We start from the raw sequence: 12,775 nt of genomic DNA on the forward strand, positions 1-12,775 counted from the left end.
CGCGCCGCGTCGCACTTTCCCAGAGGAAAACATGAACAAGACTTTTGCATTGGTGTGGAGCGAATCACGCAGCGGCTGGGTCGCTGCCGGTGAAGCCCCGCGCCGGCGCGGCAAACCGCCGGGCGCGTTGCGGCGGGTCGCGGTCGCAGTGGCGCTGATGGGCGTTGTTGGCATCGTCCATGCTCAGGATTTTCCGAAGGACGGGGTGGTCAAGCTTGGCGCTGTCGACTTCACCGTGGATGCCGACAAGAAGACCATGCGGATCAATCAAAAGACGGACAAGCTGATCATCGATTGGCATCGGTTTGACGTGGGCGCCGGCAAGCACGTGGTTTTCAACCAGCCCGGCCGAGAATCCGTCGTGCTGAACAAGGTCCTAAGCGACTTCTTCAGCGACATCCGGGGGGAGATCAGCGCCAACGGCAGCGTATTCTTGATCAATCCCAACGGGATCGTGTTCGGTCAATCGTCGCGGGTAAACGTAGGAAGCCTGCTTGCCTCGAGCAAGCCTGTCAGCCACGACGATTTTCTTAGTGGAGGCCCAATGCAATTGACAGGTGCAGGCAACGCCGGCATCACCCACTTGGGCTCGATCACCGCCCATGGTGGCGGCAGTGTCATCCTGGTCGCCGACAATATCAAAAGCTACGGCAGCATCCAGGCGGACCGGGGCAGCGTCGCGCTGGCATCCGGCAAAACGATAACCGTGTCTTTGGCCGGGAATTCGTTGATAGACCTGCAAGTGGAAGGGGCCACCTTGAACCCCTTGATAGAAACTACCGGCTTGCTGCGCGCGCATGGCGGGCAGGTACTGCTCAAGGGGCCGGCCAAAGACGCCATGTCGGCCCTCGTGGTCAATAATCGTGGCGTGATCGAAGCCAACTCGCTGGACGGAAAATCCGGCACCATCGTTCTGGACGGCGGCAACTTCGGCCATGTCCAGGTCGGTGGACGCCTGACCGCTACGGGCGGCGACACCATGGCGGGCGGCACGATATCCGTCATCGCAAAATCCCCCTCCATCCACCCGTACGCCGACATCGACACACGCGGCGCGCCCGGACAAACCGGCCTGCTGTCGATAGCAGCGCACAACGTGAACGTTGCCGGGGACGACTCAGAAGCGGGCGCCACGTTGTCCGCCAGCGTGCTGAACAAGAACCTGGCCACCACCAACGTTGCGCTGATCAGCCCATACGGCAACGTCGCGATCAACGCGCCCGTGCAGTGGAAAGGCGCCACGTCGCTGACCTTGCAAGCCGCCAGGGACGTAGAGTTCAACGCCCCGATAATCGCCCACGGAGACGGCGCGGGCCTGGCCGCCAAGACGCTGGGCGGCGATCTGCGCATCAATGCCCGCATGACGCTCGCGGGCGACAACGCGGCGCTGGCCTTGATTGCAAGATCAGACTTCGACCTGAACAACGGCGTGACCATCGAACTGAGCGGCAAGGGCACCACCTACGAAACCCGCCAGGGACGCTATGACGTCATCAACGATATCAGCCAGTGGGAATCCATGAACAAGGATCTGGCCGGGCGCTATGCGCTGGGCAAGAGCCTTGAGGCGGGCGGCAAAGTCGCCACCATCGGCGATGACCACAACGTATTCACCGGCGAATTCGAGGGCATGGGTCACACGCTAAGCAAGTTCGAGGTCGACGCCGACAACCACGCGGGCCTGTTCGCCCAGTCCTCGGGCAACATCCGCAACCTGAATCTGTCGGATATATCCGTCACCACGGCCAAAGGCGCGCGATCGATCGACAAGGCCGCCGGCGCGCTGGTGGGCACCAATTCCGGCGCCATCACCAACGTGCATGCGACGGGATCGCGCATGACCGACCTGGGCGCGGGTATCGGCGCGGTCGGCGGTTTGATCGGCCGCAGCAATGGCGGAACGATCGACCGATCAAGCGTCACGGCTTCGACACTGCGTGCCACGGGCGGACGCGTCGGCGGCATGATCGGCGACAACAACGGGGGCTTCATCAGCGACTCGGTGGCCAACGTCGCCGTGCAGGTATCGGGCAACGTCCACGCCGGTGGCTTTGCCGGCTATAACGACGCGGCCGGTGCGCTCTACAACGTGCAAGCACGTGGCTCGGTCACCCATAGCGGCGAATCCGGCAATGGTCACTTTGGTGGCCTGGTCGGCGCCAACCAGGCGATCATCGCCAAGTCCGCCGCCTACGGCCGCGTCCAAGTGCAAAGCGGCTCGGCTTTTTCCGTGGGCGGGCTGGCCGGATACAACGGCGGCATGATCGAGAACGCCACCGCATACGGCCACACCAGCGGGGGCCATCACAGCGCCGTTGGCGGGCTCGTGGGGTACAACAACGGGAAGCTGACCCATACCGAAGCCAGGGGCAATGTCTCTGGGCGGGATCGGGGCGACGTGGGTGGATTGGTCGGCGTGAACCGCGGCAGTATTGAACATGCCGTCGCGAACGGCACCGTACGCGGAGAATACAAGAGCCGGATAGGCGGCTTGGCAGGCCGCAATCTGGTTACCGCCGAGATCATGGGCGGCACCGCGCACGGTGACATCAGCGGCGGCCTGCACGTCACGATGGGCGGCCTGGTCGGTGTGAACGAAGGGCTGGTCCATCAGTCGCATGCGCGCAATAGCGTGAATTACTGGTGGGGCCAGTGGTTGCTGCAAACGCGCGGCGCCTTGGTGGGCCGCAACACCGGTACGGTCTGGTAGGCCGCGATGGTGCGATGACGAAGGTGGCGCCATCCGACAGGACTGCGCCACCTTTTCTTGCGACCGCGATGCGTCGGCTTCGCGCACTGATGCGATACCTAGGGAAATTCGAACGTGAATTCCGCAGCGGCATTGGCTACGCCTCCTTGCACGTCGTCGCGGTCACGCGCCGTGCGGATGTAGCGGGCGGCCAACGACAGTTGCGCGCTACCGTCCATCAGCGTCATCGCATAGTCAGGGCCATAGGCGCCGCCGACGGGCCCAAACCGCACGCGTCGGTCTTGCGCATCCACCACGATGATGCCGATGCCCCGGGCCGGCTTCTCGCCCTTGGCGTTCGCGCCGTGCAGCGCCAGGACCGTATCGGTACCCGGAACGAGGCCGCTTCTTGCCCGGAACTTGACCTGTGGCCGCGCCAGCGCGCTGCATTTATTCAGCCGGATGTTGAAGGGTTTCGGCGCGGCGGTCGCGCCCTCAACGGGGAAGTCCGCGACAAAGGCGGGCGGCATGTCGACCCTGATGTCCTGATGCGCGCCGGCGTCGCACTGGTGCTTGATATCGATGCCGGGTACCGTCCCCCCCGCTCCGATCTCCAGAATCTGGCTGCCCTGATACACGGCCTTCATGGCGCACAGCTTCAGCCCGGGAGGAATCGTCTGGGGTGGCGGTTGCCACGTAGGCGGGACGATGCCGACCTGGCCGGGCTTGGTAGCACCGACGCGGTTCGTGAATATCTCCAGGACCAACGCGGTATTGGGCGCTACCCCCGTTACCTTCAAGTCGCGAGGCAGATCTTCCGGCCTAGCCATCAACACCAACTGCTGGACAAACGGCATGTATTGCATCCCCCCCAGCCCGGCGACGCCAACGTTGAGGTCCGCCGCGTCTATAACCAACGAGACGCGATCCAACGCGATGACGGTGTCGCGATAGATGATCCTCATGCCTATGCCGGCCACGTTGGTGGCGACAATGCCCTCGGCCAGGTACGTCGGATTGCGCCACATCCCGGTGGTGAACAGTTTGTGCGGCTCGGTCATGCCAGGCAGCCTTGCCACCAAAAACGTGATTGCCAGCGGCGCCACTCTTTCGTACAGCACCTGGTGAATTTGCGACTGCGTCGTCAACGGCTCAACTTGCCGCCACCCTTGGCCGAAGATCACGTCGTTCTTGCAGTCCGCTGCCGCGATCACCGCGTCGGCGCCCCACGCCCATCGCGGCTGTGCGCTTGTCGCCAGCACCGCCGCTATCGCCATTGCGGCACCCCATCCTGTCCAACGCCGCGGGCGGCGCCATCGTTCATGCTGCATCTCGATCTCCTTGCCCTGCCCTGCCGCCCGGCGATAGCCCCCCGGTTGGCATGGGTGTTGGTTTTGCCTTACCGAAGGCCCAGCGCCAGCCGGCCTTCAATGATGTCGCCGTCGTCGTTAGCCGCCTGGTAACGCAGTGCGTCCTTGCCTGCCCGGGGCGTCGCCCCCTTTGGCAACGGGAAGCGCGTGCGGGACAGCGGGGCAACGGTCAGCCCCATCAGTGTGATGAACGTGCCGGGCTTATCCTGGGTGTCCAGCTCCAGCCGCGCCAGCGACACCGCATACGGCGCCGCGTTGTGTGCCTCGATTTCGTGATCCGCCGCGTGATACGTCCACAACACCTGTCCGATAGCGTCGTAGGCGGATCCCGACAGGCCGTCGGGCCGATACAGCACTTTCATGCGTAGCCGATACGACAGCTGAAGCAGGTTGTTTTGCGTGCGATCCCGCGCGGGGACTTCCAGGAAATTGATCCAGAAAACGGATTCGCGATCTGACGGCAGGCGTTCTCCCGTGTGCCGCAGCAACAGGCTCGCTCGCTGCCCCGGGTCCAGTCGGTACACCGGCGGCGTCAATAGGAATGGCACGGTTTGCAAGCTGGGGTCCGAGGTGAAGTCGCCGGTGTCCAGCCAGCTTTGCACCAGGATGGGATGCTGGCCGGTATTGGCGGTGCGCAAGGTCAGTGACTGTTGCGTGGCCGGGTAGATGAAGCGCGTGCCGGTCACGACCAGATCGGCCTGCGCACCCCCGGGGCACGAGACGCACCAGGCAGCCGTCAGGGCAAGCACCAGCGCGAATCGCCAGCGGCCCCATGCGCGCTGCCGACTCATCGGAGCGTCAGCGGCCCGACGCCGCCTTGAGGTGGGGTGGAGGGCGGATCGGATTGCGCCACCTGCACGCAATCCCTTTCCAGGATGTCGTAAGCGCTGTCGCCCCGCAACGCGCGGTCAGGCAATGCGTACTCAACAAAACAACGTTCGCCGTCGCCCTCTCCCCATTCGACGCGTACCGTGCCACGGTCTTTTTCCGCGCGCATGACGATGCGGCTTCCCTGCCCCACCGCGCCCACCGCCACGCCCGTGTCCGGGTCGATGACTTCGGCGCCGAAAGGCAACGGCGACCCGTCTTCCAGCTTGCCCACAATAAGCACCTGGCGAGCGCGCAACGTCGGGTAGACCAGCTTGATGATCGCCCCGGCTCGTGGCGCGATGTTCAGCGAGCTTGCCTTGAGTTCGATGTCGGCGGGCAGGTCCGCCGGGTCCACGTCCACGGCGTTCAAGCGGTACGGGCTCAGGCTGCCCACCACGGCATAGCCAGCCGCGTCCACGCGGTTCAAGCCGTATCCCACCCGCATACCCTGCGCGTCCTTGGCCTGCACCAGCGCCACCGTTTCGCCCAGGGTCTGTGCCAACGTCAGGCCGCCACTGTGCAAGACCATGGCGCCCATCGCGTTCAACGACGCCTGGCGATATCCGCGCCCTTGCCCCACGCTGGCCGACACCGCGGCTTGCGGAAAGTTGTAGCCCAGGCCCGCGTCCGCCGAATTGGCGTTGGTGCGGCCGTTGTGCGACGCCGATAAGGAATACGAGCCCGCGCCGGCATCATCCAGCGCGCCGCTGACACTGGAGGATACGCGCGCGCCCTCGCGGCTGTCGGCGGTGTAGACGGCGCTGACGCGCGTTGCGCGCGATGACGTCGCCCGGCCAAGCGGAATGGCCACGTTAAGCGTCATCTGCGTGCTTTTGACGCTGCCGCCGCCCCAATAGTCCGAGCTGGCGCCGTGAACGCGTTGCAGCGCAATGGAATACGACACATCCTTCCAGTCGTTGTTGTAGCCCACGGAGAAGTTCATGTCGTTGCCGGCCTGCTTCCAATAGTTGGCCGTGGACGCCGACGCATACAGGCTGCCCAGGCTGCCGCCCAGGCTTTGGCTGACGTTCAGGTCGAAGCGGCTGCGCATGCGGCCATCGTTCTGGTAGCGCGTGTTTTGCGGCAGGCTGCCCAGCGCCACCGCGTCGCGCAAGCCCAGGTAGCCGCTGGTCGAATAGCGGTAGGCCAATAATGAAAAGTTGGTGCCGCTGTTGGGCAGGTCGCGGCTGTAGGTCAGCCGGTAGCTGGCCCCGGCGCGCGACTCCTGCGAGGGCAACTTCGCACGCGCGCCCGTCACATCAAACGCAAAGGCGCCTATCGCCGTGCTCATGGCGGCGCCCAGCAGCGCCGAGCCATAGTGGTCGGTAAACGCCATCCCGCCGTAGCCGGTCACCGAGTCGCCCACTCCGCGCTTCAGCGTGCCCTGCAACACGTACCGGGAGCTGCTGCGCAAGCCGGGGTCGGCCGCGCGGCCCGCCGTTACGCTGTATTGCGTCACACCCGGGCGCAACAGCTGCACGATGGTGGCAAACGGCACCACAAAGCTGCGCAAGCTGCCATCGGCTTCCGTCACGCGCACGTCCAGATCGCCACCGTAGCTGGCGGCGCGCACGTCTTCGATGGCAAAGGGGCCGGGGGCCACGGTGGTCTCATAAATAAGGAAGCCACGTTGGTACACGGACACTTTCGCGTTGCTGTTGGCCGTGCCGCGTACGATGGGCGCGTAATAGCGCATCGTCTCGGGCAGCATGCGGTCGTCGCTGCCCAGCTGCACGCCCCGGAACGACACCGCGTCGAACAGTTCACCGCTGGTTGAGCTTTCGCCCACCAGCAACTGCGACTTCCAGGTCGGGATATCGGTTTGCAAAAAATAGGAATTGGCTTGATAGCGCGCGCCGCTGGTCTGCGACCAGGACGCCGAGCCGCTGTGCCGCAACCGCACCGCGCCCAGATTCAGCCCGGCGTTGATACCGGCGTAGCCCCGCGTCGTGCGGCGGCCATTGCTTTCGGTACTGAAGACGTTGGTGTTGTAGTTCAGTCGAGCGGCCGTGATGCCGCTGTCCCACTGCGACGGGTCCACGTAGCGGTTGGACGCCGCCAGCCGTTGGAGATACTCGGGATACGTCACGTACAGGGCCAGCTGCGCCATATCGACCCGGATCTTTGCGCCGGGCACATACCGACCCAGGTCGTCGCAGGCAAGCACCTCGGGCATCGGCTCGACGCCATCCGCGCGCGACACCTTGCCCAGGTCCAGCCCGCCACGCTCCAGCATCAATGCGTCGTAACAGGGCGCGGCGCTGTCTTGTCCCGGCACATTGCGAAATTCGATGTCGTCGACGCCGCGCCATTGCCCGTTGAAATACAAGTCCAGGCGATGCATGCCGGGATCGGCAAAGTTCACCCGCTGAAAGCGGCGCGTGTCGATCGTGGCGCCGCCCACTTCCTGCATCAGCATGTAGGGGTCGAAAATCGCGACCTCGTCTTGCGCCGCCGCGCTGCTGGCCGTGACCGCGCAGGCGGCCGCAAGCAAGCAGCGGCCGGTGCGCCGCCAGGGACGCACGCGTCGCCGCGCCCCGACAGGCGTGAATACAGGATGGCGAACCGGAGGTCGCGCAAGTCGAACGTTGATCAAACCGGAGAAACTCCCGCGACAAGGGCCAGGTAACGCGCTCAGTCCAGCAAGCGTTTGTTGATTTCGCGCCGCCCGCCAAAGTCGTTGATGGCTTCGTACTGGACGGTGGATTTCGCGCTTTGCAGGCCAGCCGCATTCGAGGAAAGCGCAAAGTTCGTCTGCCCGAACGGCGCAACCATGCCGTTATCCACGGCTATCGTCTTGCCACCCGACACCAGCCCGACACGCGCGAACGACACATGAAACGGCGTGGGGTTGGTGACTTCAAGCTGGCGCTTTCCGCCCGCGCCGCCCACCAGCTTCCAGGTCAGCTTGTCGGGCGCCGTCGCGGCCTCGTCGGGCAGCGTGGCGGGCCGAAAGAAAATCTTGATGCGGGTATGAAACGAAAATTGCAGCACGTTGACGGTGGCTGGATCACGCGGTGGCGTTTCCACGACGTTCAGATAAAACAGGGTCTCGCGGTCGGACGGCAGCGGTTCCTTGGTGTAGCTGATGCGGATATTGGCCGCGCTGTTGGGTTCGATTCGCATGATCGGCGGCGTCAACACGAACGGCAGGCGCAAATCGGTGGGCAGCACGCCTTCCTTGCCGTCGTCGATCCAGTTTTGCGCCAGCACGGGGCTTGCCCCGTTGTTGCGGACAATCATGATGGCATCGCGCGCGTCGGACTTGATGACCAGGCGCGTGCCTTGCAAGACCAATGCGGCCTGGGCGGGAAACGCCCAGGCGCACAGGACCAAAGCGAGCGATAGCACGCGCGTGAACGCATGGCGGGCAAGCGCCCCGATGATCGTTTTCATTGCGGTCGCCGAACTTAGTTATAGCGCAGCGTGTAGGTCACGAAGGAATCGCCACCACCCATGCCGACCGAAGTGGCGGAGGGATCCTGCGGGACGTATTTGGCCGAGTAGTACAGGATGGCCTGATTGTTCTTGACCTCGGCAACTTGCGGGTTGGCGTCGGTGATGCCCAGCCGGATCGGCGTGGTGTTGGCGGGGGCTTCGCTGCGGTTGTTGCGGATCTGGATCTGCACGCCGGCAGCCGGGTCTGCGCCCACCAGCTTCAGGTTGCCCGTCACCTTGTCGACGTTCGGGTGGTTGGCATGAAATTGCAGCCGCACCTTGGTGTCATCCGTGCAATCGACAGAGCCGTGCACCTTGATCTGAAAGTCGCGTTCGGGCGCGGACCCATTCACGACGTCCGCGGGATTGACCGTGCCGAACGAAGGCACGTCGGTGACGCCATTGGCGCCGCCCGCGCTGCCTTCAACGTCGCACGTCACGTCGCTGATCGTGCCAAAAAAGTTGACGGTACCGCCGGCGGCGAAACTGGCGCCCGGAGCGAATGCGGCGAGCAGCAAGCCAGAGGCGGCAAGGGATGTCACGATACTGCGCTTCATGCGTATTCCTTTTGTGAAGATGAATATGGCGGCTGAAAAGGCGACGCGGTGAACCATGGGGTTTGCGGATACGCCGCGGGCGCGATATGCCGCCGAAGCCTTGATGACCGCCAGAACCCGGCACACCGTGTCCTGGCAACAGGGCTCGCCAACCCCGGCAAGACAATGCCGCGGGGATGGGTTGGTGCGAGTCCATGAACGATACGATTTAGGCGCGCGGATTTAACTAGGAAGATGCTTAATTGGCGCTCTGATAAATCAGAAAAACAGCCCTTTGGCTGAATGTCGAACGCCATTTGTATTGCTGCATTGCAAAGCAGCTTCCATCCCTTTGCCAGAGCGGTCCCGCGCTTGAATTGATGCACTGCCACAGGCGCGTCCACGGCTTGTTCAAGCGCGACATATTCGGGTCGCAATCAGGCTGGCCATCAACCTCGCTACACTGGCCAAGCGCAGACTGCCCCGCGCCGCTTTGATTCGACCCCGTCCGCGCTGCCGGCCGGGGCCATGCAATGCAAACCCGGAGGTAATGTGAACACCGACATGGTCAATCTCTCGATCACCGAGGTCTATGAGTTATCGCTTGATGTGTTGAGCCGCAACGGCTTTTCGACGGCGCACGCCAAGGCCATCGCGCAAACGATCACGGCGGGTCAGCGCGATGACTGCCAGTCTCATGGCATGTACCGCCTGCTCGCTTGCGTGCGTACCTTGCAGTCCGGGCTGGTTGACCCTGAAGCCCTGCCCATCGTCACGCACCCCACCGCAGCCGTGGTGCAGGTCGATGCGCAGCGCGCGTATTCCTTGTTGGCATTTCAAGAAGGCTTGCCGCATCTGGTGGACAAGGCCAAGCGCAACGGCGTGGCCGTGCTGGCCATCAACAATTGCTTCCACTTTTCCGCGCTGTGGCCCGAAGTCGAAGCCATTGCGCAGCATGGCCTTGCGGGCTTGGCGATGACGCCCAGCCATAGCTGGGTGGCGCCGGCGGGTGGGACGCGTCCGGTGTTCGGCACCAACCCCTTGGCGTTCGCCTGGCCGCGCCCTGGCCCCTACCCATATGTGTTTGACTTTGCCACCAGCATGGTCGCGCGCGGCGAAATCGAATTGCACCGTCGCACCGGGCGCGCCATTCCAGAAGGCTGGGCGATTGATGCGCAAGGACGGCCCACCACCGACGCCGCTGCGGGACTGGCGGGCGCGATGCTGCCGTTCGGTACCTACAAGGGGTCGGCACTATCCACGATGATCGAGCTGCTGGCCGGACCGCTCATCGGCGACTGGACCAGCATGCAGTCGCAAGCGCACGATGCCGGCAAGGGCGGCACGCCCCTGCACGGGGAATTGGTGATTGCGCTGGACCCGAACATCCTGGGCCGTGGCCTGGCGCCGGCCAACGCCGACGCCGCCGAGGCCATGCTGGACGCCATCAGCGGCCAGGGCGCACGCCTGCCTTCCGAACGCCGCTTCAAGGCGCGCGCCAAGAGCGAACAGGAAGGCGTATGGGTCGGCCGCGCGCTGTATGACGAGATCAGGTCGTTGGGGTCATTGAAGACGCAGGTCTGACACGCGCGTCGGCCAGCCGGCACCTTGGCGCGCTGGCGGCCGCTGGCAGCAGGTGGCGACGCGGCTGGGAATCACTGTCCTGGTCAGCTCAGCTCCGGCAAGCCCGGCAGCAGCTTGTCCAACGTGATCGGGTAGTCTCGCACCCGGACACCGGTGGCGTTGTAGATCGCGTTGGCAATCGCCGCGCCCACGCCGCACAGGCCCAGCTCGCCCACGCCCTTGGCTTTCATGGGCGAGGAAATCGGGTCGGTTTCATCCAGGAAGATGACCTCCTGGCTTGGGATGTCGGCGTGCACCGGCACCTCGTAGCTGGCCAGGTCGTGGTTCACGAAGAAGCCGACCCGGTCGTCCACCGCCAGCTCTTCCATCAAGGCCGCGCCCACGCCCATCGTCATGGCGCCGATCACCTGGCTGCGCGCCGTCTTGGGGTTCAGGATGCGCCCGGCGGCGCACACGGCCAGCATGCGCCGGATGCGCGTCTCGCCGGTGGCCGCGTCCACCGCCACTTCGACAAAATGCGCGCCGAAGGTGGACTGCTGGAACTTCTTGTCCAGGTCACCGAATTCCATCGTGTCTTCCGCGACCAGGTCGCCGCCCGCCGCCGCATCGCGCAGCGTTGCCGTTCGGCCGTTTGCATCGGTGACCGAGCCGTCCGCGAACACCGCGCCGTCCCTGGCGAAGCCCAGGCGTTGCAGAATCTGGGTGCGCAGCTTGTCGCACGCCGCATACACGCCCGCCGTCGAGCTATTGGCGCCCCACTGCCCGCCCGAGCCGGCCGACACCGGGAAGTCAGAATCGCCCAACCGCACGACGACCTTGGCCAGCGGCACGCCCAACATTTCGGCGGCCGTCTGCGCGATGATCGTGTAGCTGCCGGTGCCGATGTCCGTCATATCCGTTTCAACAATGACCTGGCCCGCGGCGTCCAAGCGCACGCGCGCCGCCGAGGTGGTCACCAGGTTATTGCGAAACGCCGACGCCACGCCCATGCCCACCAGCCAGCGCCCTTCGCGGCGAGTACCGGGCTTGGCGCTGCGATTGGCCCAGCCAAAATGGTCCGCGCCCAGGCGCAGGCATTCGATGAAGCGGCGCTGCGAGAACGGCCGCTCCGGCTTGGCCGGGTCCACCTGCGTGTCGTTGCGCACCCGAAATTCCACCGGGTCCAGCCCGGCCGCTTCCGCCATTTCGTCCACGGCAATTTCCAGCACCATCATGCCCGGCGCCTCGCCGGGCGCGCGCATGGCGTTGCCTTCGGGCAGGTCCAGCTGCATCAGGTTCAGCGCGGTCAGCCGGTTGGCGCCGGCATACAACAACCGCGTTTGCTGCACGGCCAGCTCGGGCTGGCCGCCGGGCAAGTCGCCCGACCAGCTTTCGTGGCCGATGGCGGTGATCTTGCCGTCTGGCGTCGTGCCGATGCGCACACGCTGAATCGTTGCGGGCCGATGCGTGGTGTTGTTCGCTATCAACGGGCGTTGCAGCGCCACCTTGACCGGTCGGCCCGCCGCCCGCGCGCCCAGCGCCGCCATCAAGGCATCCGCGCGCACAAACAGCTTGCCGCCAAAACCGCCGCCCACATAGGGCGAGATCAAGCGGACCTTTTCGCGTGGCACACCCAGGGTGCGCGCCAGGTCGCCACGCCCCCAGTCCACCATCTGGTTCGACGTCCACACCGTCAGCGCATCGCCTTCCCATTTGGCAACGGACGCATGCGGCTCCATCATCGCGTGCGACTGGTCGGGCGTGGTGTAGGTGTGGTCGATCTTCACCGGCGCCTGCGCATAGGCGCTTTCGAATTCACCCACGCGGTCCTCTTGCGGATCGTTCTTGCCGGCCTTGTCCGTAGACGACTTCTCGGCGGCCAGATCGAACGCGCCCTGCGTGCGTTCGTACTGCACGCGGATGAGCCGGCTGGCGGCGCGCGCCTGTTCCAGGTTTTCGGCCACCACCAGGGCGATGGCCTGGTGATAGTGCTCGATGGCGGGGCCGCCCAGCAGCGTGGCGGTGTTCATCTTGCCCTTGCCCAGCTTGCCGGCGTTTTGCGCGGTCACCACCGCCAGCACGCCGGGCGCGCGGCGCGCGGCCTCGATGTCCATCGACGTGAGGCGGCCTTTTGCGATGGCAGAACCCAGTACATAGCCCACGGCGGCATCCGGCGCCACGTCATGCCGCTCGTACGCGTAGGGCGCCCTGCCGGTGGTTTTCAACGGGCCGTCGATGCGGTCGACGCCATGGCCCACGACCTTCAGCTGATCGATGGGATTTTGGGTAGCGGGAGTATCGAATTTCAT

8 protein-coding genes are annotated in these 12,775 nt (G+C 64.8%); 2 read left to right on the forward strand and 6 right to left on the reverse strand.

Annotated elements, in window-relative coordinates:
- The first annotated feature begins 31 nt into the window (after nucleotides 1-31).
- Nucleotides 32-2,710 (forward strand): filamentous hemagglutinin N-terminal domain-containing protein, encoded by a 2,679-nt coding sequence (locus tag KYT87_RS19730; protein ID WP_219990647.1) that lies wholly within the window; start codon nucleotides 32-34, stop codon nucleotides 2,708-2,710.
- A gap of 98 nt (nucleotides 2,711-2,808) precedes the next feature.
- Here KYT87_RS19730 and KYT87_RS19735 read toward each other — a convergent pair whose 3' ends face one another.
- The 5 genes from KYT87_RS19735 to KYT87_RS19755 all read right to left on the reverse strand — a co-directional run bounded on the left by KYT87_RS19735 (nucleotide 2,809) and on the right by KYT87_RS19755 (nucleotide 8,924).
- Nucleotides 2,809-3,966, reverse strand: coding sequence for a fimbrial protein (locus tag KYT87_RS19735; protein WP_219990648.1), 1,158 nt, complete (start codon nucleotides 3,964-3,966; stop codon nucleotides 2,809-2,811).
- A 122-nt stretch (nucleotides 3,967-4,088) separates the two neighbouring features.
- Nucleotides 4,089-4,850, reverse strand: a complete 762-nt coding sequence (locus KYT87_RS19740) for a molecular chaperone (RefSeq protein WP_255593327.1) — start codon at nucleotides 4,848-4,850, stop codon at nucleotides 4,089-4,091.
- On the reverse strand, nucleotides 4,847-7,453 hold the full coding sequence (locus KYT87_RS19745; protein ID WP_255593329.1) for a fimbria/pilus outer membrane usher protein: 2,607 nt from the start codon (nucleotides 7,451-7,453) through the stop codon (nucleotides 4,847-4,849). The genes KYT87_RS19740 and KYT87_RS19745 overlap by 4 nt, the downstream gene beginning before the upstream one ends.
- 110 nt (nucleotides 7,454-7,563) lie before the next feature.
- Complete coding sequence (locus KYT87_RS19750) at nucleotides 7,564-8,325, reverse strand: molecular chaperone (RefSeq protein WP_219990649.1); 762 nt, start codon at nucleotides 8,323-8,325, stop codon at nucleotides 7,564-7,566.
- A 14-nt stretch (nucleotides 8,326-8,339) separates the two neighbouring features.
- Nucleotides 8,340-8,924: a fimbrial protein gene (locus KYT87_RS19755; RefSeq protein ID WP_104144050.1), complete on the reverse strand. Its 585-nt coding sequence runs from the start codon at nucleotides 8,922-8,924 to the stop codon at nucleotides 8,340-8,342.
- Nucleotides 8,925-9,431: 507 nt separating this feature from the next.
- On the opposite strand from KYT87_RS19755, the gene KYT87_RS19760 reads away from it, so the two are divergent.
- A complete protein-coding gene (locus KYT87_RS19760; protein WP_304505139.1) occupies nucleotides 9,432-10,487 on the forward strand; it encodes an Ldh family oxidoreductase in 1,056 nt (351 codons plus the stop codon).
- Between the two features lie 83 nt (nucleotides 10,488-10,570).
- Here KYT87_RS19760 and paoC read toward each other — a convergent pair whose 3' ends face one another.
- The gene (gene paoC, locus KYT87_RS19765) at nucleotides 10,571-12,775 is read right to left on the reverse strand and encodes an aldehyde oxidoreductase molybdenum-binding subunit PaoC (protein WP_219990650.1); all 2,205 of its coding nucleotides are present in this window, start codon (nucleotides 12,773-12,775) and stop codon (nucleotides 10,571-10,573) included.

Origin of the sequence: Achromobacter sp. ES-001, assembly GCF_019448355.1 — a bacterium.
Classification (GTDB): domain Bacteria; phylum Pseudomonadota; class Gammaproteobacteria; order Burkholderiales; family Burkholderiaceae_B; genus Achromobacter; species Achromobacter spanius_B.

Coding starts and splice junctions, on each gene's coding strand:
- KYT87_RS19730 (WP_219990647.1), top strand. CDS start 32: ATGAACAAGACTTTTGCATTGGTGTGGAGCGAATCACGCAGCGGCTGG.
- KYT87_RS19735 (WP_219990648.1), bottom strand. CDS start 3,966: ATGGCGATAGCGGCGGTGCTGGCGACAAGCGCACAGCCGCGATGGGCG.
- KYT87_RS19740 (WP_255593327.1), bottom strand. CDS start 4,850: ATGAGTCGGCAGCGCGCATGGGGCCGCTGGCGATTCGCGCTGGTGCTT.
- KYT87_RS19750 (WP_219990649.1), bottom strand. CDS start 8,325: ATGAAAACGATCATCGGGGCGCTTGCCCGCCATGCGTTCACGCGCGTG.
- KYT87_RS19755 (WP_104144050.1), bottom strand. CDS start 8,924: ATGAAGCGCAGTATCGTGACATCCCTTGCCGCCTCTGGCTTGCTGCTC.
- KYT87_RS19760 (WP_304505139.1), top strand. CDS start 9,432: ATGCAATGCAAACCCGGAGGTAATGTGAACACCGACATGGTCAATCTC.
- paoC (WP_219990650.1), bottom strand. CDS start 12,775: ATGAAATTCGATACTCCCGCTACCCAAAATCCCATCGATCAGCTGAAG.